Source organism: Xanthobacter autotrophicus (assembly GCF_005871085.1).
Taxonomy (GTDB): Bacteria; Pseudomonadota; Alphaproteobacteria; order Rhizobiales; family Xanthobacteraceae; genus Xanthobacter; species Xanthobacter autotrophicus.
The window spans coordinates 161,152-181,147 of the sequence record NZ_VAUP01000022.1; the positions used below are offsets into that span (position 1 = coordinate 161,152).

General features: G+C 67.9%; 21 protein-coding genes. 13 read left to right on the top strand and 8 right to left on the bottom strand.

Features of this window, described 5'->3' with window-relative positions:
* Positions 1-7 precede the first annotated feature (7 nt).
* The gene (locus tag FBQ73_RS09635) at positions 8-1,504 is read left to right on the top strand and encodes a leucyl aminopeptidase (RefSeq protein ID WP_138399273.1); all 1,497 of its coding nucleotides are present in this window, start codon (positions 8-10) and stop codon (positions 1,502-1,504) included.
* Positions 1,505-1,827: 323 nt separating this feature from the next.
* On the opposite strand, the gene FBQ73_RS09640 is transcribed toward FBQ73_RS09635, so the two are convergent.
* The gene (locus FBQ73_RS09640) at positions 1,828-2,067 is read right to left on the bottom strand and encodes a hypothetical protein (RefSeq protein ID WP_138399274.1); all 240 of its coding nucleotides are present in this window, start codon (positions 2,065-2,067) and stop codon (positions 1,828-1,830) included.
* 138 nt (positions 2,068-2,205) lie between these two features.
* On the opposite strand from FBQ73_RS09640, the gene FBQ73_RS09645 reads away from it, so the two are divergent.
* Positions 2,206-2,667, top strand: coding sequence for a DNA polymerase III subunit chi (locus FBQ73_RS09645; protein ID WP_138399275.1), 462 nt, complete (start codon positions 2,206-2,208; stop codon positions 2,665-2,667).
* A 73-nt stretch (positions 2,668-2,740) separates the two neighbouring features.
* On the opposite strand, the gene FBQ73_RS09650 is transcribed toward FBQ73_RS09645, so the two are convergent.
* Both FBQ73_RS09650 and FBQ73_RS09655 read right to left on the bottom strand, forming a co-directional pair.
* Positions 2,741-3,187, bottom strand: coding sequence for a phage holin family protein (locus FBQ73_RS09650; RefSeq protein ID WP_138399276.1), 447 nt, complete (start codon positions 3,185-3,187; stop codon positions 2,741-2,743).
* Complete coding sequence (locus tag FBQ73_RS09655) at positions 3,184-3,453, bottom strand: hypothetical protein (RefSeq protein ID WP_138399277.1); 270 nt, start codon at positions 3,451-3,453, stop codon at positions 3,184-3,186. The genes FBQ73_RS09650 and FBQ73_RS09655 overlap by 4 nt, the downstream gene beginning before the upstream one ends.
* Before the next feature lie 128 nt (positions 3,454-3,581).
* Between FBQ73_RS09655 and FBQ73_RS09660 the strand changes: the two genes are divergently transcribed.
* The 4 genes from FBQ73_RS09660 to FBQ73_RS09675 all read left to right on the top strand — a co-directional run bounded on the left by FBQ73_RS09660 (position 3,582) and on the right by FBQ73_RS09675 (position 6,669).
* The gene (locus FBQ73_RS09660) at positions 3,582-4,226 is read left to right on the top strand and encodes a 2-hydroxychromene-2-carboxylate isomerase (protein ID WP_138399278.1); all 645 of its coding nucleotides are present in this window, start codon (positions 3,582-3,584) and stop codon (positions 4,224-4,226) included.
* A gap of 156 nt (positions 4,227-4,382) precedes the next feature.
* Positions 4,383-5,603: a SorA family sulfite dehydrogenase catalytic subunit gene (gene sorA / locus FBQ73_RS09665; RefSeq protein WP_138399279.1), complete on the top strand. Its 1,221-nt coding sequence runs from the start codon at positions 4,383-4,385 to the stop codon at positions 5,601-5,603.
* Between the two features lie 11 nt (positions 5,604-5,614).
* Positions 5,615-5,938, top strand: a complete 324-nt coding sequence (gene sorB, locus FBQ73_RS09670; RefSeq protein WP_138399280.1) for a SorB family sulfite dehydrogenase c-type cytochrome subunit — start codon at positions 5,615-5,617, stop codon at positions 5,936-5,938.
* A 248-nt stretch (positions 5,939-6,186) separates the two neighbouring features.
* Entirely contained in the window at positions 6,187-6,669 is a 483-nt protein-coding gene (locus FBQ73_RS09675; RefSeq protein WP_138399281.1) for a hypothetical protein, read from the top strand.
* Positions 6,670-6,693: 24 nt separating this feature from the next.
* Here FBQ73_RS09675 and FBQ73_RS09680 read toward each other — a convergent pair whose 3' ends face one another.
* Positions 6,694-7,650 (bottom strand): alpha/beta hydrolase, encoded by a 957-nt coding sequence (locus FBQ73_RS09680; RefSeq protein ID WP_138399282.1) that lies wholly within the window; start codon positions 7,648-7,650, stop codon positions 6,694-6,696.
* A 126-nt stretch (positions 7,651-7,776) separates the two neighbouring features.
* On the opposite strand from FBQ73_RS09680, the gene FBQ73_RS09685 reads away from it, so the two are divergent.
* From FBQ73_RS09685 to FBQ73_RS09695, 3 genes are all read left to right on the top strand, one after another.
* Positions 7,777-8,250, top strand: a complete 474-nt coding sequence (locus FBQ73_RS09685) for a secondary thiamine-phosphate synthase enzyme YjbQ (RefSeq protein ID WP_138399283.1) — start codon at positions 7,777-7,779, stop codon at positions 8,248-8,250.
* 106 nt (positions 8,251-8,356) lie between these two features.
* Positions 8,357-9,031, top strand: coding sequence for a response regulator (locus FBQ73_RS09690; RefSeq protein ID WP_138399284.1), 675 nt, complete (start codon positions 8,357-8,359; stop codon positions 9,029-9,031).
* A gap of 152 nt (positions 9,032-9,183) precedes the next feature.
* Complete coding sequence (locus tag FBQ73_RS09695; RefSeq protein ID WP_210236738.1) at positions 9,184-10,545, top strand: AmpG family muropeptide MFS transporter; 1,362 nt, start codon at positions 9,184-9,186, stop codon at positions 10,543-10,545.
* Between the two features lie 10 nt (positions 10,546-10,555).
* Here the strand turns inward: FBQ73_RS09695 and holA are convergent, their stop codons facing one another.
* From holA to leuS, 3 genes are read right to left on the bottom strand one after another with little or no spacing between them, the layout of a single operon-like run.
* Complete coding sequence (holA, locus tag FBQ73_RS09700; protein WP_138399285.1) at positions 10,556-11,584, bottom strand: DNA polymerase III subunit delta; 1,029 nt, start codon at positions 11,582-11,584, stop codon at positions 10,556-10,558.
* 3 nt (positions 11,585-11,587) lie between these two features.
* Positions 11,588-12,202: an LPS assembly lipoprotein LptE gene (gene lptE / locus FBQ73_RS09705; protein ID WP_138399286.1), complete on the bottom strand. Its 615-nt coding sequence runs from the start codon at positions 12,200-12,202 to the stop codon at positions 11,588-11,590.
* The gene (leuS, locus tag FBQ73_RS09710; protein ID WP_138399287.1) at positions 12,189-14,861 is read right to left on the bottom strand and encodes a leucine--tRNA ligase; all 2,673 of its coding nucleotides are present in this window, start codon (positions 14,859-14,861) and stop codon (positions 12,189-12,191) included. The genes lptE and leuS overlap by 14 nt, the downstream gene beginning before the upstream one ends.
* 203 nt (positions 14,862-15,064) lie before the next feature.
* On the opposite strand from leuS, the gene FBQ73_RS09715 reads away from it, so the two are divergent.
* Positions 15,065-16,528: a sodium:proton antiporter gene (locus tag FBQ73_RS09715; RefSeq protein ID WP_210236739.1), complete on the top strand. Its 1,464-nt coding sequence runs from the start codon at positions 15,065-15,067 to the stop codon at positions 16,526-16,528.
* A gap of 30 nt (positions 16,529-16,558) precedes the next feature.
* Here FBQ73_RS09715 and FBQ73_RS09720 read toward each other — a convergent pair whose 3' ends face one another.
* Complete coding sequence (locus FBQ73_RS09720; protein ID WP_138399670.1) at positions 16,559-16,975, bottom strand: L,D-transpeptidase; 417 nt, start codon at positions 16,973-16,975, stop codon at positions 16,559-16,561.
* A gap of 467 nt (positions 16,976-17,442) precedes the next feature.
* Between FBQ73_RS09720 and FBQ73_RS09725 the strand changes: the two genes are divergently transcribed.
* The 3 genes from FBQ73_RS09725 to FBQ73_RS09735 all read left to right on the top strand — a co-directional run bounded on the left by FBQ73_RS09725 (position 17,443) and on the right by FBQ73_RS09735 (position 19,784).
* A complete protein-coding gene (locus tag FBQ73_RS09725; protein WP_138399288.1) occupies positions 17,443-18,009 on the top strand; it encodes an NnrU family protein in 567 nt (188 codons plus the stop codon).
* A gap of 93 nt (positions 18,010-18,102) precedes the next feature.
* Complete coding sequence (gene panB / locus FBQ73_RS09730) at positions 18,103-18,945, top strand: 3-methyl-2-oxobutanoate hydroxymethyltransferase (protein WP_012113463.1); 843 nt, start codon at positions 18,103-18,105, stop codon at positions 18,943-18,945.
* Positions 18,945-19,784 carry a class D beta-lactamase gene (locus tag FBQ73_RS09735; protein WP_138399289.1) on the top strand — a complete coding sequence of 280 codons (840 nt, stop codon included), beginning with the start codon at positions 18,945-18,947 and terminating at the stop codon, positions 19,782-19,784. The genes panB and FBQ73_RS09735 overlap by 1 nt, the downstream gene beginning before the upstream one ends.
* The last annotated feature ends 212 nt before the right edge of the window (positions 19,785-19,996 follow it).

Below are 19,996 nucleotides of genomic sequence, written 5' to 3' on the forward strand. Positions count from 1 at the left end.
GCGTCGCATGTCCGAACCCGTCACCCTCTCGTTCGCACGGCTCACCGCCGCCCCCAAGGGCGTGCTGATCGTGCTGACCGACGAGACCCTCGCCTTCGGCGCGCAGACGCAGAAGCTGCTGAAGGGCGCCGATGCCGCCATCACCCGCGCCTTCGACGCCGAGCGCTACAAGGGCAAGGCCTGGAGCACCATCGACCTGCTCGCCCCCGCCGGACTTGATGCGCCGCGCCTGGTGGTGATCTCCGTGGGTAAGGCAGGCGAACTGAAGCCCGCCGACTTCCTCAAGCTGGGCGGCGTGGCCGCGGGCAAGATCCCCTCCTCCGCCCGCGAGGCGACGGTCGTGCTCGACCTGCCGGGCGCCAAGATCGGCCCTGAGTCGGCCGCCGAGGTCGCCCTCGGCATCCGCCTGCGCACCTACACGTTCGACCGCTACAAGACCAAGAAGAAGGACGACACCGAGCGCGGCGCCCTCGCCGTGACCCTGCTGGTGTCCGACGAGGCCGGCACCAAGCGCGCCGTCACCGTAGCCGATGCGGTGGGCGACGGCGTGCTGTTCGCCCGCGACCTGGTGAACGAGCCCGCCAACGTGCTCGACCCGCCCGAGTTCGCCCGCCGGGCCGAGGAGCATCTGTCGTCCGTGGGCGTGGAGATCGAGGTGCTGGACGACGCCGCCCTCGCCCGGGCCGGCATGCACGCTTTGCTGGGCGTCGGCCAGGGCTCCATCAAGGAGAGCCGCGTCGTCATCATGCGCTGGAACGGCGGGCCGGCGGGCGAGCCGCCGGTGGCCTTCATCGGCAAGGGCGTGACCTTCGACACCGGCGGCATCTCCATCAAGCCGGCCGCCGGCATGGAGGACATGAAGGGCGACATGGGCGGCGCCGCCTGCGTCACCGGCCTGCTCTATGCCCTCGCCGCCCGCAAGGCGAAGGTGAATGCGGTGGGCCTGATCGGCCTGGTGGAAAACATGCCCGATGGCGCCGCCCAGCGCCCCGGCGACATCGTCACCTCCCTGTCCGGCCAGACCATCGAGATCATCAACACCGATGCCGAAGGCCGGCTCGTGCTCTCCGATGTGCTTTGGTACGCCAAGGAGCAGTTCAAGCCCAAGTTCATGATCGACCTTGCCACCCTCACCGGGGCCATCCTGGTGGCGCTGGGGTCGGAATATGCCGGCCTGTTCTCCAACGACGATGCCTTGAGCGAGCGCCTCACCAAGTCTGGTCAGGAGACCGGGGAGCGGGTGTGGCGCATGCCGCTGGGCCCGGAATACGACAAGCTGGTGGATTCCAAGTTCGCCGACATGAAGAACACCGGCGGGCGCCATGCCGGCTCCATCACCGCCGCCCAGTTCCTCCAGCGCTTCGTGGACAAGACCCCGTGGGCGCATCTGGATATCGCCGGCACCGCCATGTCGTCGCCGGCGTCCGACATCAACAAGAGCTGGGGCTCAGGCTGGGGCGTGCGCCTGCTCAACCAGTTGGTGAAGGATCATTACGAGGGGTGAGGCGGCGAGCCTCTCTTGTCATCAAGCCTCTCCAACCGTCGCCCTCCGGCTTGACCGGAGGGCCCATCTGCCGGCGAGCACTGACGGCGCAAGAGATGGGACAAGCTGCGCCATGGATCCTCCGGTCAAGCCGGAGGATGACGGCGGTGCAGGCCAGCGCGGAAGCCGTATGGGAGAGGGCGCAGCCTTTGGCGAAACGCCCGGATGCTATTCGGCGGGGCCGGCGTGCGGGGGATGCTTCGGCTCGGTCAGGCGCACGGCGGCGTAGCCCATGGCGATCACCACCACGGGCAGCACCACATACGCATAGAGCCAGAGGCCGATCATATCAGTCGTCCAAGCACGCTTCTTGCCATAAAGTGTAGCACACCGGCCGCGGCCAGCCAAAACACGCTGCCCAGCGCGATAAGTACGCCATGGGACGCGGCAGCGGCGCCGGCGATGCCCAATCCATAGAGCGATGCCACCGCCGGCCCCAGCGCCCCGACCGTCAGGCAGGCGGTGGAGGCGCGGTCGAGGGCATTGGCCGTAAGCTTCGTCCGCTCGTTGTGGATCAGGCTCATGGAGCGGCATATGGAAGGCCCTCCCGCCCCGGTCAAGCGCCACCGCCGGCCCGAATGGCGGTCGGGCGCGGCCGAATTCCCGGTGCAAACCGCCCGGAACGTGCTCTAACCTCACTCCGTCCCTGATCCGCCACGGCCATGACCGAAATCCTCTTCTACCACCTCGAACGCCGCCCGCTGGAGCAGGTGCTGCCGACGCTTCTGGAGAAGTCGCTGGAGCGCGGCTGGCGGTGCGTGGTGCAGTGCGGCTCGGCGGAGCGGCGCGATGCGCTCGATGCGCATCTTTGGACCTACAACGAAGCGTCGTTCCTGCCCCACGGCACCGAGGCCCAACCGGTGCCCGAGCGCCAGCCGGTGCTCATCTCCACCACCGAGGCCAACCCCAACGGCGCGCAGGTCCGCTTTCTGGTGGATGCGGTGCCGCTGGCCGATCCGGCACCCTATGTGCGCGTGGTGCATCTGTTTGATGGGCGGGACGACGAGCAGGTGGCCGCCGCCCGAGAGCGCTGGCGCGAGGCCAAGGCCGCCGCGACCGCGCAGGGTCATGACCTCACCTATTGGCAGCAGGACGAGAACGGCCGCTGGGTGCGCAGGGCGTGACCCCCAGCCCGCGCGGCGCCTGAGCGGAAACAAGGCGTAACCCTACCCCGCGCGGCGCCTGGACGGAACCAGCTCAGGCCTTAGGTCGGCGGAAGGCGCGCAGCAGGAAGGTGAGGATCGGCACCACCAGCCCGGGCACCGCCGCGAAGGAGGCGAACTGGGACAGGTTGGACGATGTGGCCTTCACCTCCGCCTGCACCGCATCCATGGCCGCCTGGTTCACCTGGTTGGCAAGGCCGAGTTCCCGCGACGGCTTCAGAGTCGCGCCCACCACCGCCACGATGAGGGCCAGCACCAGGCCGCCGGCGCCCACCGCCACCGCCGCCCAGATCGCCCCGAGCGAGGCCTCGAGCGCAAGGAACAACGCCACCCCCAGCATCACCACGCCGAAGCTTGCCACCAGCGCCGCGAAGGCGAACAGGCCCACCCGCGCCGCCACGTGCCGCAGGTGGATCTCGGCGATGATGGTGTTGGTGCGCAGCAGGATCTTGAGGTTCCGCGCCAGCTGATCGACATTCATCCCGCATTCCTTCCCGTGCGCACGATCGTCACCGGCCGCAGCAGCGAGCCCACCACCAGCCCGGCCAGGAACGACACCGCCATCCAGGCCAGGGGATTGAGCCGCACCGCGCGCCCCGCGCGCCTGCTTCCTGTTTCGCCAGCGGCATCACTGGCCGCCGCGTCCGTTTCCATGGCCGCCTTCAGGGCAGCGCCCGAAAGCTCGCTCTGGAACCCCATCAATTCCGTATGCCGCTCTTCGCCCAATGATGCCTCCCGGATCACCATGCGGGCCGCCTGAGAGGGGACCACCGGCGTTTCCCTGTCAAGCTGACCTGCGTGTACAACTGTCCGCGGCGGCGATTGATCCGTGCCGCCTGATCCCGCCATCCTGTGCCCCACCGGACCCGCCTCCCATGACCACCCCAGATCGCACGCCGCCTCGCCGCATCGACTACTTCTTCTCATGCGTCAGCCCGTGGAGCTTCCTCGGCCACGCGCCGTTCATGGCGGTCGCGCATCGGCACCATGCCACTGTGGCCTTCCATCCGGTGGAGCTGGGGCCGGTGTTCGCCAAGACCGGCGGCCTGCCGCTGGCCAAGCGGGCGGCGGAGCGCCAGCGCTACCGGCTGGTGGAACTCCAGCGCTGGCGGGCCAAGCGCGGGGTGGAGCTGCATCTGGCGCCGGCCTTCTGGCCCTTCGACGGCGCGCTGGCGGACCAGACCATCATCGCCGCGCTTCAGGCCGGCCTGCCGGTGGAGGACCTCATCGCCCGCATCTGTTCCGGCGTTTGGCAGCGGCAGGAAAATCTCGCCCTGCCGGAGGTCATCGCCGCCGTCGCCGACGCCGTGGGCCTGCCCGGCGACAGCCTTGTCGCGGCGGCCCAGGGCGAGGCGGCGAAAGCGACCTATCTGGACAATCGGGAAAAGGCCGTGGCGGCGGACGTGTTCGGTGCGCCGTCCTATGTGCTCGACGGCGAAGTTTTCTGGGGGCAAGACCGCATCGACCTCCTGGACGAAGCCCTCGCCAGCAGGCGCCCGCCATTCCGGCCGACGACGTGAGAGCCCTCCCGGCAAATCCGATGAAGATTGAGGGCGGACCATAAGGCGCACAAAATAGAGTGCGCTCATTCCGACCAAGCTTCAGGCGAACTCGGATAGAGTGAAATCGAACAAGGCCCGAAATCAAACGGACCGGTAGGGACGGGAGGATACGCGATGGTCACGAGACGGCAGGCATTGAGGTCGGTCGGCGGCATGGCCTTGGGATACGGAGCCTCCCTCGTGGCCGGCTCGCGGCTCGCGGCCGCCGCTGCGGAGACCATCACCCTTCCCTTCGCCAACGGCGAGCGGCCGCTTGTGACCTATCCCGGCAAGCGGGCGCTGATCGGCCTGACTTCGCGTCCGCCACAGCTGGAAACCCCGTTTTCGGTGTTCAACGAGGGGATCCTGACGCCGAACGACGCGTTTTTCGTGCGCTATCATCTGGCCGACATCCCGCTGGAGATCGACCCGGCCGCCTTCCGCCTGGAAGTGAAGGGCAAGGTCTCGACCCCGCTTTCGCTTTCGCTCGATGAGCTGAAGACCAAGTTCGATCCGGTCGAGTATGTCGCCGTGCACCAGTGCTCGGGCAACAGCCGGGGCTTTTTCGATCCTCGCGTGGGCGGCGGGCAGGCCGGCAACGGCTTGATGGGCAATGCCCGGTGGAAGGGCGTGCCCCTGAAAGCGGTGCTGGAAAAGGCCGGCATCGCCAGCGGGGCGGTGGAAGTCTATTTCACCGGGCTCGACAATCCCGTCATCCCGGAGACGCCGCGCTTCGCCAAGTCGCTGAAGCTCGATCATGCGCTCGATGGCGAGGTCATGCTGGCCTACCAGATGAACGGCGAGGACCTGCCCTGGCTGAACGGCTTCCCGCTGCGCCTCGTGGTCCCCGGCTATTTCGGCACCTACTGGGTCAAGCACCTCAACCAGATCGCCATTCTCGACAAGCCGCTCGACAATTTCTGGATGAGCACGGCTTATCGCATCCCCGACAATGACTGCGCCTGCGTGCCCGCGGGCGGCAAGCCCGAGAAGACGGTGCCCATCGGCCGCTTCGCCGTCCGCTCGTTTCTCACCAACGTTCTCGACGGCGCGAAGGTGGCGGCGGGCAAGCCGGTGGCATTGCGCGGGATCGCCTTCGACGGCGGCTCGGGGATCGCTCGCGTGGAGGTCTCCGCCGATGGCGGGCAGTCCTTCGTCCCCGCCGCGCTGGGCGCCGATCTTGGCAAATACTCGTTCCGCGAATGGACCGCGAACGTGACGCTGCCCGCCGGCCGGCACGCGCTCAAGGTGCGGGCCACCAACGCGCTCGGCCAGACCCAGCCCATGGAAGCCAGATGGAACCCGCCCGGCTACATGCGCAGCGTCGTCGAGACCACCAACGTCGTGGCCGGGTGAGGGACAGAGCGATGAAAAAGTGTCTCAAATCCCTCGCCATGGCGGTCGCGATCGCCGGTACCGTCACCGGGCCCCTCGCCGGCTTGGCTTCGGCCAAGCCCTTGACCTACGAGCTGCCTGAGGAAACCTCGGTCTTCAAGCCGGGACCTGGCATCGAGGCCGCCGAGAACAATTGCGCCGCCTGCCATTCGGCGGACTACATCACCACCCAGCCGCCGCACATGGGACGGCCATTCTGGGAGGCTGAAGTCCACAAGATGATTTCGGCCTACCATGCGCCGATCGACGACACCGACGCCAAGGCGATCGTCGACTATTTGGCGGCGACCTATTAGAGCGCTTTTGGGCGCAGAGGGCCGCAGCCTGATCGGCGAAGCCTTCCCGTATCTGAAGTTTAGAGCCGGGCTCACCCACCCACTTGCGATGCAATGGGGTCGGTGGGATCCCGGGCGGGCCAGGTGATCAAGGCTGCTCCCTATGCCCTGAGGCATCCTGTAATGGTCCAGCCGCCCCTTCCGGAGCGGGCCAAAGCGCTTATGTTTCGCCAAAGGCGGCCGCGTGCCGCCCCTCACGGGAGGCGATGATGACCCGTTCCACCGCTGATCTGCGTCACGTCGCCCTGTGCGCTCTGGTTCTTTCCCCGCTGGCCCTCATCCCTTTCGCGGCGGCCCCCGCCGTGGCGCAGGGCGCGCTCCCAACCTCGCCGTCCGCAGAGACCTCGGTGCCTCGCTTCGCATTCGCCCCCGTGGAGGGCGGCGCGCTGAAGCTCGACCGGGAGACGGGCCGTGTGTCCCTATGCGCCAAGCATCCCACGGGTTTCACCTGCGAGGTGGTGCCCGACGCTCGCGATGCCTATGAGGCCGAGATCGCCCGGCTCAAGGCCGAGGTGGACACCCTGCGCCGCGCCGCCGGCATGCCACCGCAACCGGGCGCACCGGTACCGCCAACCGCCGCGCCCAACGCCTCCGACCTAGACGAGGCGTTCGCCTATGCAGAACGATTCTACCGACGCCTGAAGGGCCTCATCGACGACTTGCGCGCGCCGAGCGGCGAGGAGCGCCTCTAAGCATTCGGAGGGGTTTGCCAGTCTTCAGAACTCGGTCAGGTAGTCGCACATGCGCTTCAAGCCCTGATCGGCGAGGGTGCCGGGAAATCCGATGAAGACGTGGCAGCCGCCGGGAAAGACATCGAGTGCCGTGGCGTTTCCCGCCGCAAGCCAGGCGTTGGCCATGAACAGGGTATCGTCCAGCAGCGCATCGCGCGTGCCCACCATGAACAGCGCCTTGGGCAGGCCCTTCAGGCTGCCGAGCAGCGGGGAAACGTCCGGCTCCTCCGCCTTGCCCTCCAGCCTCAGATAATTGTTCACGAAGAAGGTAATGTCCCGGGTGTTCAGCACCAGCGGCTCGTCGCCCCAGTTGCGCGCGGAGGGGGTGAGACGCAGGTCGAAGCAGCCTGCCGTCAGCACCGCCGCCGCGAATGGCGAGAGCTGGTGCTTGTCGCGCAGCCGCACCAGGGTCGCCACAGCGAGCGTGGCCCCGCCTGATTCGCCGCCGATGGCGAAGCGCTCGGTGCCGAAGCGCGCGCCGCCTTCCTTCACCAGCCACAGCGCAGCGGCCTCGCAATCATCTGGGCCTGCCGGATAGGGCACCTCGGGGGCGAGCGCGTAATCCACCGAGACCACGGCCAGCCCGCACTGGCCGGCGATGCGGTCCAGCATCCCCTCGTTCTCCCGCGCCGAGCCCACCGTCCAGCCGCCGCCGTGGATGTGCAGGTAGACGCCCTTGGGGGCGCCGTCCGGCAGGTAGATGCGCACCGGAATATCCCCGCGCGGGCCGGCAATGGTTTCCTGCCGGGCCCGCGCGCTTTCCGGTCCCAGCGGGAAGACGCCCTTGCCGGACAGCCGCGCGGCACGGATCTCCGGCAGCGGCACCGCCCAGCGGTCGGGAATGGTCTTCATGATCTTGACGATGGCGTCGTTGACCATGCGGGTATCGGGCGCGACGGAGGAAGGCGAGAACACGGCGGCATCGAGAACCAGCTTCGACATCGACGACAGTCCTTGGCAGCGGCGGCCAGCCGGCCGCGCTCGCGAGGGAGGCGGGGAGATGGCAAAACTGGTACGAGCCGGAACTGCTCCGCGCAAGACGTCGAGACCAGGGATGAGGAGACGACCATGGCCCGCACCACCCGCTCCGCCCCGATCCTGAGCGATGCCGTGCGCCATGCCGAGGCCCGCCTTCGTGTTACGACACCCGGCGAAGGCTTCACCGAGATCACTGCCGAGGCAGCGGCCTTCCTCGACGGCATCGCCGCCGGCGCAGGGGTGCTGACGCTCTTCTGCCGCCACACCTCGGCCTCCCTCACCATTCAGGAGAATGCGGACCCGGACGTGCGGACGGATCTCCTCACCGCCCTCCACAGCCTCGCGCCTCGCGATTTCGGCTGGGTCCACGACACCGAGGGACCGGACGACATGCCAGCCCATGTGCGCACCCTGCTGAGCGACACCAGCCTGTCCATTCCGGTGAGTGGGGGCCGCATGGTGCTTGGCACATGGCAGGGCCTTTATCTCATGGAGCACCGCAACCGGCCTCAACAACGCGAGGTGGTGCTGGCATTCACGGGAACAATCGGTCATATGGCGTGATCGGCTTGTCACCGCTCCGCCACGGATTGATGATCGGGCGAGCCGATTCGCGGCGGGCATCGCCCTTCCGCGGAGACAAGAAGGGCGGAGCCGCTGGGAGGGAGCATTGGGAGAAGCCGCCGGGAGCAGCCTGCGCCTCGTTATCGCCGACGATCATCCCCTGTTCCGCGGCGCCCTGCGCGAGGCGGTGCTCGGGCGTCATGCCGACGCCACCATCGAGGAGGTGGGCACCTTCGACGACCTCACCGCGCTCCTGGAACGCGATCGTGACTTCGACCTGATCCTGCTCGACCTCACCATGCCGGGCGCGCGCGGCTTCTCGGGCCTCATCTATCTGCGCGCCCAATATACCAGCCTGCCGGTGGTGGTGGTATCCGGGAACGAGGAATCAGCAGTCATACGCCGCTGCATCGACCTCGGCGCGTCGGGCTTCATTCCCAAGACCATGAGCGTCGCCGACATGCGCGATGCGGTGTCGAGCGTGCTTGGGGGCGAAGCCTTCGTGCCGTCGGACATCAACCTCGCCACCCGGGCCGACGCCGAGACGGACGCCATCATCGCCCGCCTCGCCACCCTGACGCCGCAGCAGGTGCGGGTGCTGATGATGCTGTCCGAGGGCCGGCTCAACAAGCAGATCGCCTATGAGCTGAGCGTCTCGGAGGCGACGGTGAAGGCGCATGTCTCCGCCATCCTGCAGAAGCTTGGCGTGGAAAGCCGCACCCAGGCCGTGATCGCGGTGTCCAAGGTGGAAGCCGGGCTGTGGAGCCAGTCCCAGGCCTGAGGGTCATCGGCCAATAGCCATGGGGCTGAAGCCGCCACTGCCGCTGCCCCGGTAGGGACCTTTTCACCGGTCACGGTCTAAAGCATGTCGGGACAGGTGAGGCGCACGCTCCGCGACCGCGCCTCACCACCGGCAACGGCCGAAGGATCCACATGACCGAGCAAACCCTCAGCCCGTCCGGCGGCACCGCGCCGCAGCGCCGCTCCCTGAAGGACGCGTTCGCGCTCTATACCCAGCGCGATGTGCTGAGTGTCAGCCTGCTCGGCTTCTCCTCGGGCCTGCCGCTGGCGCTCACCGGCGGCACCCTCGCTTTGTGGATGAAGGACGTGGGGGTGACGCTCACCACCATCGGCCTCTTCAGTCTGGTGGGCCTGCCCTACACCCTGAAGTTCCTCTGGGCGCCGGTGCTCGATGCCGTCGACGTGCCGCTTTTGTCGCGGCTGCTCGGCCGACGGCGCGGTTGGCTGCTGGCCTGCCAGATCGTGCTCATTGCCGCCATCGCCACGCTCGCGGTGCAGGATCCGGTGGTCTCGCCCTTCGCGGTGGCCGCCTGCGCCCTGGCGGTCGCAATCGCCTCCGCCACCCAGGACATCGCGGTGGACGCCTTCCGCGTGGAGCGGCTGGATAGCTCCAGCGAGCAGGCTGCCGGCATGGCCGGTTATGTCACCGGCTACCGGCTGGCCATGCTGGCGACCGGCGCCGGCGTCATCGCTCTGGTTGCCTACCTCGAGGAGGCTCACGGCCTGCCTCGGGCCACCAGCTGGTTCTGGGGCTACATGCTGGCGGGGGCGTGCGTGACCATCGGCGTCATCGCCACCCTGTTCGCCCGCGAGCCAAAGGCGCCGGAACGCAAGGCGGGCGAAGGCACCGGACACCGGCTGCTCGCCACCACGGTGGGGGCGTTCCGCGACTTCCTCACCCGCGACCAGGCGGTGATGATCCTGCTGTTCGTCATGCTGTTCAAATTCTGCGATGCCTTTGCCGGCGTGCTCACCGGGCCGTTCGTGCTGGACATCGGCTTCAGCAAGGCCACCTACGTGGAAATCGTGAAGGTGGTGGGCTTCGGCGGCACCATCGTCGGCGGCTTCGTGGGCGCCTATCTCGCCCGCGCCCATCCGCTCGTCACCTGTCTTTGGATCTCCGGCGTGCTGCAGATGACGTCGAACCTGGGCTTCACCCTGCAGGCCTATGCCGGGCCGAACGCCAGCGTGCTCACGGGCGTGATCCTGGTGGAGAACTTCACCAGCGCCATCGGCACGGTCATCTTTGTCGCCTACCTGTCCGCCTTGTGCGGAGCGCGAGAGCATACCGCCACCCAATATGCGCTGCTCACCGCCCTAACCGCCGTGGGCCGGACCCTGCTCGGCTCCTCCAGCGGTGCCATCGCCGAGGCGTCGGGCTGGCCGCTATTCTTCGCCTTGACGGCGGTGGCGGGCCTGCCGGGCCTCGCCGCCCTGGGCTGGCTGCAGGCGAAGGGACATTTCCGGGCGCTGAGGCCCGACGAAGCGGGCTAATCTTCTCTCGTTACCGTTTCCCCCGCCCCGCCTGCTGGGCCACCTGAAGCACCACACGCTCGCAGATGGCGGGCGCCAGCGGAGCGTTGCGGCGGGCGGCGAGCACGGCGTCATCCACCGCCAGAAGCGCCTTCATGCAACGCTCCGGATCGAGCGCGCGCAAGGCCTTCTCCATCTTGGCCTTGCGGGAGAAATGCACCGGCGGGCGGGCCGATCCCACCACCTGGTCGGGGCTCGCCCCGCTGGCCACCGCCAGCGTCATGGGGTGCAAAGCCGTGAGCGCGCGCAGCAGGCTGCCAAGCACCGCGTCGGGCCGGGTCGCCGCGCCCATGGCCTTGGCGAGGGCGGCCAGGGCCTCCCGCGTCTCGCCGGCGAGCGCCGAATCCACCACATCGTCGAGGGCCAGCGCCGAGGCATCGCCCACGATAGTGCGCACATCCTCACGGCTCACCCGCTGCTGCCCCTGGGCGTAGAGGATGAGCTTGGCGATCTCCCCACGGGAGGCCAGCCGGTCGCCGCCGATGAGCGAGACCAGGAGGTCCCGGGCGTCGCGGTCGATGGTGAGGCCCGCCTCGGCCATCATGGAATCCACGAGGCGGGAAAGATCGCGGTCGCTGTCGGCATAGCAGGCGATGGCGAGGGCGTTGGGGGCGTTCTCGCACAGGGCGCGCAAGGGGGCGCCCTTCTTGAGGTCGCCAGCCTCCACCACCACCAGCGCGTCGCAGCGGCCCGCGAGCACCGGCTGGAGCGCCGGCACGATATTGCGGCTGCCAGCGCGCACCCACACCACCCGCTCGCCACCGAACAGGCCGATGGTGGAAGTCTCGTCGATCAGGCGGCGGGGGTCGGAGGAGATGTCGTCGCCTTCAAGGCGCACCAGGGCAAACGGATCATGCGCATCGGGCACGGCTCGCCGCACGAGGCCCTGGGCCCGCTCATGCACCAGGCCGGTGTCGGGCCCGAAGATGAGGACGACGCTCTTGCCCGGGTCGCGCCGGGCGAGCGCCGTCTCGGCGTCGCCGGGCCGGACCGCGACCACGGCTCAGCTCGCCGAGCCGGGGGCGCTGGGATTGCGGATAAAGAAGGCGCCCAGCTGGGCCTTGATCTGGTCCGCGACGCTGCGCGCGGCGCGTTTCTCGGCGTCGATTGTGGCGCTGTAATTGGCGAAGCGCTGATCGCTGGTGTCGATGGTGGCGGTGCCAGACGTGGCACCGGTGGTCACCACCACCGCCTTCTTCGGATCGTCCGCCGCCTTAACCAGCCGCCAGTTGGCGGTCACGCGGATCACCTGGTTCTCGGGCAGACCCGAGGACGAATTCACGATGGCCGTGGACGTGGACGTATCCACCGCCACGATCAGCTGGAGCGGTGCGCCCTTGGGGTTCCCCGATCCGCCGGTGAGGGCGAAGATGAGGTCGTTGCGCAGATCGTTGCCGAGCCGGCCCCGGATCTCGATGACCTCCACATCCCGGAACTTGTCCATCAGGGCTGGGCCGCCGATGGTCGCGTTCTCAGCATAAAGCGGCTGGAAGCAGCCGGCGAGGGCACCGGAAAGGGCGCACACCAGCGCCAGCCGCGCCGCGAGCGGGGCACGGGCAAGCTGCCCCAGCCGGGTGGCAGGGCGAGACACTTGGGACGAGGGATCAGGCAACGACATTCACGATCCTCTGCGGCACCACGATGATACGCTTTGGCGCGCGGCCGTCGAGTGCCCGCTGCACGCTTTCCAGCTTCAGCACCAGAGCTTCCACTTCCGCCGCCGTCGCCTCACGCGGCACGACGATATCATCGCGCTTCTTGCCATTGATCTGGATCGGAAGTGTGACCGTGTCCTGACGCAGCAGGTCGGCCTCCACCTTCGGCCACGAGGCCTCAGCCACCAGCGTCGAGCCGCCGAGCACCACCCAGCATTCCTCGGCCAGATGCGGCACCATGGGCGCCACGACCGACGCGAGCATTTCCGCCGCCTCGCGCAGGGCGAAGGCGAGGTCCTGCGGCACCTCTTTCTCCACCCGCGCGGCGGCAATGGCGCTGCCGAAGGCGTTGGCGAATTCATGCACGTGAGCCACGGCCACGTTGAAGCGCAGGCGCTCGATGTCCTCGGCTACCGTCGCCACCAGGCCGTGGGCGGCCCGGCGCAGGCCGAGGGCGGTCGGCGAGAAGGCCTCCGGACGCGGTGCATCGGCGGGAGCGCCCAACTCCACCGCCTCGTTCACCAGCCGCCAGACCCGCTGCACGAAGCGCCAGGCGCCCTCGATACCGCCCTGCGTCCACTCGCTGTCGCGCTCGGGCGGGGTATCGGAGAGCATGAACCAGCGGGCGCAATCCACGCCGTAGGTATCGGCCACCACCTCGGGGGCCACCACGTTGCGCTTGGACTTGGACATCTTCTCCGGCGGGGAGACGGTGACATCCGAGCCGTCGGCGATCTTGATGGCCTTGCCGTTGCCGAGGAGCTTCACCTCCTCCGGGAACAGCCACTTTCCGGCGGTATCTTTATAGGTCTCGTGGACAATCATGCCCTGGGTGAACAGGCCGGCGAAGGGCTCGTCCAGGTCCACGCGCCCGCACTTCTTCAGCGCCCGCGTGAAGAAACGCGAATAGAGCAGGTGCAGGATCGCGTGCTCGATGCCGCCGATATACTGGTCCACCGGCAGCCAGTGGGCCACCGCGTCCTTGTCCAGCGGCACCTGCGGATTGTCCGAGGCGTAGCGCAGGAAATACCAGGACGAATCCACGAAGGTGTCCATGGTGTCAGTCTCGCGCCGGGCCGGCTTGCCGCACTTGGGGCACGGCACGTCGCGCCACGCCTTGGCGCGGTCCAGCGGATTGCCGGGGCGGTCGAAGGTCACGTCGTCGGGCAGCGCCACGGGCAACTGCTCGCGCGGCACGCCCACCGGGCCGCAGGCGTCGCAGTGGATCACCGGGATGGGGCAGCCCCAATAGCGCTGGCGCGAGATGCCCCAGTCGCGCAGGCGGAAATTCACCCGCCGCGTGCCCTGCGGCTCGTCGCCGATGCGATAGCGCTCCAGCCGGCGGGCCACGGCTTCCTTGGCCTCCGGCACGCTCATGCCGTCGAGGAAGCCGGAATTGAACAGGGTGCCGTCGCCGTCATAGGCCACGTCGTCCACCGCGAAGGCGCCGGGATCGGTCTCCGCCGGCAGCACCACGGGGGTGACGGAAAGGCCGTACTTGCGTGCGAAGTCGAGGTCGCGCTGATCGTGGGCCGGGCAGCCGAAGATGGCGCCGGTGCCGTAGTCCATGAGCACGAAATTGGCCACGTAGACCGGCACGGTGCGCTTGTCGTCCAGCGGGTGGACGACCTCGAGGCCGGTCGGGTAGCCCATCTTCTCCTGGGTCTCGATCTCCTCGGCCGAGGTACCGCCGCGCTTGCATTCGGCGATGAAGGCCGCGAGCGCCGCATCCTTGAGCGCCAGATGCTGGGCCAGCGGATGGTCGGGAGAGAGCGCCAGGAAGGACGCGCCGAACAGGGTGTCGGGACGGGTGGTGTAGACCTTCACCGCCTTCGCCGCCGCCGGCAGGGTGCCGGCCGAGACCGAGGCCCTGGTGAACTCGAACAGCACCTCCATGCCTTCCGAGCGGCCGATCCAATTGCGCTGCATGAGGCGCACCTTCTCGGGCCAGCGGTCCAGCGTATCGAGGGCGTCCAGCAACTCCTGGGCGAAATCGGTGATGCGCAGGAACCACTGCGACAGCTTGCGCCGCTCCACGATGGCGCCCGAGCGCCAGCCGCGCCCGTCGATGACCTGCTCGTTGGCGAGCACGGTATTGTCCACCGGGTCCCAATTGACCTCGCTCTCCTTGCGATAGGCGAGGCCGTTGTCGAGGAAATCCAGGAAGATGCGCTGCTGCTCGGCATAATAGGACGGGTCGCAGGTGGCGATCTCGCGGTTCCAGTCCAGCGAGAGGCCGAGCAGCTGGAGCTGCTCGCGCATGGAGGCGATATTCTCGTAGGTCCAGCTCTTGGGGTGGATGCCGCGCTCGATGGCGGCATTCTCCGCCGGCAGGCCGAAGGCGTCCCAGCCCATGGGATGGAGTACGTTGAAGCCCTGCATGCGCTTGTAGCGCGCGAGCACGTCGCCCATCACATAGTTGCGGCCGTGGCCGATGTGGATGCGCCCCGACGGATAGGGGAACATCTCCATGACGAAGAATTTCGGGCGCGGGTCGTCGTTGCGCGTGCGGAAGATGCCGCGCTCGGCCCAGGTCTTCTGCCACCTCGGCTCGGCTTCGCGGGCATTGTAGCGGTCTTGCGCACGCTCGGGGGCGCGCTCCGTCGTACGATCTTGGGTCATGGATCCGTCAAGGGTAAAATCGCGCGGGACTAGGACAGAAACAGGCCGCCCGGTCAACCGTTCTCCCGGTCGCGGCCGGTGGCGGACAGGCCACGACGGCACGCGGCAGTGCGTCGGGCAAGGTCCGTTCCTGCGGCAGTCCCACCTTGCCACCGGCGTTCGCTTCGTCCATCACACCTTGGTGGGTAATCTGGGGGGTGGCGATGGCAGCGCAGCGTCGCGGGATGAAGTTCGGCCTGAGCTCAGCGGCCATCTTTGCCCTGCCCTTCCTTGCGCTCCCGCTGACCGCCGCGCCCGCCGTCGCGGCTGCGGGACTGCCCGCGCTGGACGGGGCACGGCTGTCCCCGCTTTGGGCCATCCCGTTTGCAGGCATGCTGCTGTCGATCGCCTTGCTTCCGCTGCTGGCCAACCACTTCTGGCATCACCATTACGGTAAGGTCGCCCTGTTCTGGGCGCTCGCCTTCGTGGTGCCCTTCGCCGCCGTATACGGCCCGTCGGCGACGGGTCATGAGGTGGTCCATACCGCTCTGCTGGAGTACATCCCCTTCATCATCCTGCTGTTCGCCCTGTTCACGATCTCCGGCGGCGTGCTGGTGACCGGGAACATCAAGGGGACGCCGGCGGTCAATACCCTCATCCTCGCCATTGGCACTGTGATCGCGAGCCTGATCGGCACCACCGGCGCCTCCATGGTGCTGATCCGTCCGCTGCTGCGCGCCAATGACGACCGGCGGCACAATGTGCATACCGTCGTGTTCTTCATCTTCCTGGTGTCCAACATCGGCGGATCGCTGACGCCGCTGGGCGACCCGCCGTTGTTCCTGGGCTTCCTGAAGGGCGTGAACTTCTTCTGGACCACCACCCACCTGCTGCACGACACGACAGTGGTGGCGGGGATCCTGCTCGTCGCCTTCTATCTGCTTGATCGCCACTTCTACGCGAAGGAAACCGCCTCGGTGAAGCGGCCCGACCCGACCCCGCCGACGGAGGGCATCGGGCTGCGCGGCGGGCAGAACCTGCCGTTGCTGGTGGGGGTCATCGGCGCCATCCTGCTCAGTGCCCTATGGAAGCCCGGCATCACCTTCACCATTTACGGCACCCATGTGGAGTTGCAGTGGATCGTGCGTGACGTGCTGCTGGTGGGCCTGGCGCTGGTCTCCCTCGCCATCACCCCCCCCATCGTGCGCGAGCGCAACGGTTTCGACTGGGAGCCCATCCTGGAAGTGGCAAAGCTGTTTGCCGCCATTTTCCTCACCATCATACCAGTGATCGCAATTCTCAAGGCGGGTTCGCGCGGCGCGTTCTCCCCGTTGGTGGATCTGGTGACAGGGCCCGACGGGCAGCCGGTGAACGTGTGGTATTTCTGGCTGACGGGGGCGCTCTCGGCCTTCCTCGACAATGCGCCGACCTATCTCGTCTTCTTCAATCTCGCCGGCGGCGATCCGCACCAGCTCATGGGGCCGCTCGCGGTGACGCTGGAGGCGATCTCGGCGGGTGCGGTGTTCATGGGCGCCATGACCTATATCGGCAACGCGCCGAACTTCATGGTGCTCTCCATCGCCCGCCACCGCGGCGTGAAGATGCCGAGCTTCTTCGGCTACATGGGCTGGTCAATCGTGTGCCTCCTGCCCTGCTTCGCGCTTCTGACGGTGCTGTACTTCATCTGACGGGCGGAGGGTGTCACCCCGGCGGGACGCTCACCGCGTGATCACGATGGCCGTGTTGCCCCGGCCATAGCTCTGGACCAGGGAATAAAGGGTGGCCGCATTGGAGGGGTGCAGGCGGATGCAGCCGTGGGAGGCGGGTCCCCCCAACTGGCTCACCGCATAGCTGCCATGTATCGCATAGCCCCCGCTGTAGAAAATCGAATAGGGCATGGGCGAGTTGTAGTACTTGCGCGAATAATACATGCGATAGAGGCGCTGCGGTCGGTAGACCCCGGTGGGTGTCACGTAGCCCCGTCGTGCGGTGGATACCAGCCACGAATAGCGTGGCACCCCGTTCACCGACACCGTCATGCGCTGGGACGACAGGTCCACCCGCGCTACCACCGTCGCCGCCTCGGCCCGGGAGAGGAAGCCGGACAGGAGCAGCAGGACCAGAACCGCCGGCAGGCCCCACCTTGCCCTGCTGGCCCAAATTTGGCCGGTCCAAGTTCTGCCGGGCGATGATCCGGTGAGGATCGCTCCGGCGGGGATTGATTCCGGGGCCCCGGCTCTGACGTCCACGCCACTGGCGCGCCCTTCAGTAGACCGGAAGCCGGCGCTTGACCCTGGCATCGCCGTGCCCTTCTTTCCCTTTGGGAATACCATACTGCCACGCCAAGGCTGCAACGCAAGGCTGCACCACGACGGCTCGACCCGGGCGGGCACCGATGGATACCGCCGCGTCGCCGGTCGAGGACCGAGGGGACGTGGGCTTCACGGAATCGCGAAGGTGCTCTAGATCCTTGCGTCCGTGCGGCTTCCCCACGCGGTGCACCGCCCACTTTCCTTCAAAATGTTCTATTGTCCCGTAGCCGTCCGCGGAACCGCAGGCCCCTCAGGACCGTCAGCCGCGCGCCGGCGAAGGAGATCAATCCATGGTGATGATGCTGTTCGGCCTACTCGTTTTCCTGGGCATCCACATGGTGGGAAGCCTCAGGGGTTTTCGGGCCAAGCTCATCGACCAAGTCGGGCTGAAAACCTACAAGGGCTTCTTCTCCCTGCTTGCCATCAGCGGCCTGCTGCTCACCGCCTATGGCTATGCCCTGTGGCGGGCCAACGGCGCGCCGGACCTGTGGAACCCGCCGCGGGGGATGATGCATCTCACCAAGCTGCTGATGGTGTTTGCAGCCATCGCCGTGGTGGCGGCCTATGTGCCCAGCCACATCAAGGCCTGGCTCAAGCACCCCATGCTGGTCGGCGTGAAGATCTGGGCCCTCGCCCACCTCCTCGCCAATGGTGACCTGGCCTCCATCGTGCTGTTCGGCTCGGTGCTGGCCTGGGCGGTGTATGACCGCATCGCGGTGAAGCGGCGCGGCGATCCCCTGCCGGTGGTGCCAAACAATTATGCCGGCGACGCTCTCGTCGTGGGTGGGGGGCTGGTGCTCTATGCCGCGCTCGCCTACCTATTTCATCCCTATGTGATCGGCGTGCCCGTCATGTGATCCCGCTGCGTCGGTTCTCAACCGATGCCAGGGCGGGTTCGCCCAGGCGCCGCGCGAAGCTGGTCGCATCCGCAAGGAAAAAAGAGGAACGCCATGTCCAGTCAGGCCGATGCCCGCCGCATCACCGCGCCGCAGATCCAGGCGCGCAAGGGAGGCGAGCCCATCGTCTCCCTCACCTCCTACCATTCCCACACGGCGCGCCTGCTCGACCGGCATGTGGACGTGATCCTGGTGGGCGACAGCCTCGGCATGGTGATGCACGGCATGGAAACCACCGTGCCCGTCACCGTGGAGATGATGATCGTCCACGGTCGTGCCGTGGTGCGCGGCACCAAGCGCGCCCTCATCGTGGTGGACCTGCCCTTCGGCAGCTACGAGGCGAGCCATACGGAAGCCTTTCACACCGCCGCCCGCGTGCTGAAGGAGACCGGCGCCGGCGCGGTGAAGCTGGAAGGCGGACGCCGCATGGCCGAGACCGTGCGATTCCTGGTGGATCGCGGCGTGCCGGTGATGGGTCATGTGGGCCTCACCCCCCAGGCCATCAACACGCTGGGCTCGTTCAAGGCGCGCGGCCGGGACGACGCGGAGGCCTCCATCATCCTCGACGACGCCCGTGCCATCGCCGAGGCCGGGGCCTTCTCCATCGTGCTCGAAGCCATTGCCGAGCCGCTGGCCCGTCGCATCACCCAGGAGGTGGCGCCCCCCACCATCGGCATTGGCGGCTCACCGGCCTGCGATGGCCAGATCCTGGTGCTGGAAGACATGCTGGGCCTCGGCGATCGGGTGCCCAAGTTCGTGAAGAAGTACGCCAATCTCGGCCCGGACATCGAGAAGGCGGTGGCGAGCTACGCCGATGAAGTGCGCGCGCGCACTTTCCCGGCCGCCGAGCACACCTACGCCCCGCGCCTTGTCGAGAAGCCGGCGAAAGCCTCCTGATGGGTTCGCGCCGGACCGGAGCGGCCCTGTCACGCGCCTCATTCGGCCTTTTCCTGGCTCTCGCCGCCGCGGTGTCCGCCGCGCCGGCGCGGGCGGCGGAAGACTGCTTCCTGGCCACCGATCTCGAAAGCGGGCGGGTACTGGCCAAGCAGGGCCTGTGCGCCACCCGCCATCCGCCCAACTCCACCTTCAAGATCGCCCTCGCCCTCATGGGTTATGATGCCGGCCTGCTGAAGAGCCAGAGCCAGCCGGTGTTGGAGCCGCCCGAGGGCGCGGATCTTTCCCGGCCACAGACGCGCGGGCCGCAGACGCCGCGCTCCTGGATGGAGAATTCCGTGGTCTGGTATTCCCAGATCCTTGCCCGCGAGCTGGGGGCGGAGCGCATCGCGGGCTATCTCAAGGCCTTCGCCTACGGCAATGAGAACATGGGCGGCCTGAAGGGCGAAGACGAGCCCCTGGCGCGCTTCTGGCTCTCCTCGTCCCTGCGCATTTCTCCGCGCGAGCAGATCGATTTCCTGCGCCGGATGCTGAAGGGCGCCCTGCCCGTCTCCGCCGAGGCGGTCAGCGCCACTGAGCAGCTCCTGCTCATCGACGAGCAGCCGGCGGGCTGGCTGGTGTTCGGCAAGACTGGCACCGGCAACGGCCGGCACGCCGACGGCAGCCTCGACCATGCGCGGCCGTTCGGCTGGTTCGTGGGCTTCGCCCGCAAGGCGGCGCACACGGTGGTGTTCGTGCGCTTCACCACCCTCGACATGGCCGCCCCCGAGCCCCTCGGCCCGCAGGCGCGGCGGCAGGCCATCGCCGTCCTCGCCCCGGTGCTGGCGGCTCAGGCGCCGTGAACCTGCCTCGCCGCGCCCGCGCCGTACGCTGACCAGGGCCCGCGCCGCGCGGGCGGCCCCGCCGGGATGACAAGGACGGCAGGCTTTTGCCGGACGACCATGCCGCAAGATGCTGCCGCAAGATCTTGCCAGCGCCTCAGGCCCCACGGCCGCCGACAGGCCCCCCACGCCGGAGCCGGCGGCGTCCGATGCCCACCCCATTCGCCCCCTCC

Coding starts and splice junctions, on each gene's coding strand:
- FBQ73_RS09635 (WP_138399273.1), top strand. CDS start 8: ATGTCCGAACCCGTCACCCTCTCGTTCGCACGGCTCACCGCCGCCCCC.
- FBQ73_RS09640 (WP_138399274.1), bottom strand. CDS start 2,067: ATGAGCCTGATCCACAACGAGCGGACGAAGCTTACGGCCAATGCCCTC.
- FBQ73_RS09645 (WP_138399275.1), top strand. CDS start 2,206: ATGACCGAAATCCTCTTCTACCACCTCGAACGCCGCCCGCTGGAGCAG.
- FBQ73_RS09650 (WP_138399276.1), bottom strand. CDS start 3,187: ATGAATGTCGATCAGCTGGCGCGGAACCTCAAGATCCTGCTGCGCACC.
- FBQ73_RS09655 (WP_138399277.1), bottom strand. CDS start 3,453: ATGGTGATCCGGGAGGCATCATTGGGCGAAGAGCGGCATACGGAATTG.
- FBQ73_RS09660 (WP_138399278.1), top strand. CDS start 3,582: ATGACCACCCCAGATCGCACGCCGCCTCGCCGCATCGACTACTTCTTC.
- sorA (WP_138399279.1), top strand. CDS start 4,383: ATGGTCACGAGACGGCAGGCATTGAGGTCGGTCGGCGGCATGGCCTTG.
- sorB (WP_138399280.1), top strand. CDS start 5,615: ATGAAAAAGTGTCTCAAATCCCTCGCCATGGCGGTCGCGATCGCCGGT.
- FBQ73_RS09675 (WP_138399281.1), top strand. CDS start 6,187: ATGACCCGTTCCACCGCTGATCTGCGTCACGTCGCCCTGTGCGCTCTG.
- FBQ73_RS09680 (WP_138399282.1), bottom strand. CDS start 7,650: ATGTCGAAGCTGGTTCTCGATGCCGCCGTGTTCTCGCCTTCCTCCGTC.
- FBQ73_RS09685 (WP_138399283.1), top strand. CDS start 7,777: ATGGCCCGCACCACCCGCTCCGCCCCGATCCTGAGCGATGCCGTGCGC.
- FBQ73_RS09695 (WP_210236738.1), top strand. CDS start 9,184: ATGACCGAGCAAACCCTCAGCCCGTCCGGCGGCACCGCGCCGCAGCGC.
- lptE (WP_138399286.1), bottom strand. CDS start 12,202: ATGTCGTTGCCTGATCCCTCGTCCCAAGTGTCTCGCCCTGCCACCCGG.
- leuS (WP_138399287.1), bottom strand. CDS start 14,861: ATGACCCAAGATCGTACGACGGAGCGCGCCCCCGAGCGTGCGCAAGAC.
- FBQ73_RS09715 (WP_210236739.1), top strand. CDS start 15,065: ATGGCAGCGCAGCGTCGCGGGATGAAGTTCGGCCTGAGCTCAGCGGCC.
- FBQ73_RS09725 (WP_138399288.1), top strand. CDS start 17,443: ATGGTGATGATGCTGTTCGGCCTACTCGTTTTCCTGGGCATCCACATG.
- panB (WP_012113463.1), top strand. CDS start 18,103: ATGTCCAGTCAGGCCGATGCCCGCCGCATCACCGCGCCGCAGATCCAG.
- FBQ73_RS09735 (WP_138399289.1), top strand. CDS start 18,945: ATGGGTTCGCGCCGGACCGGAGCGGCCCTGTCACGCGCCTCATTCGGC.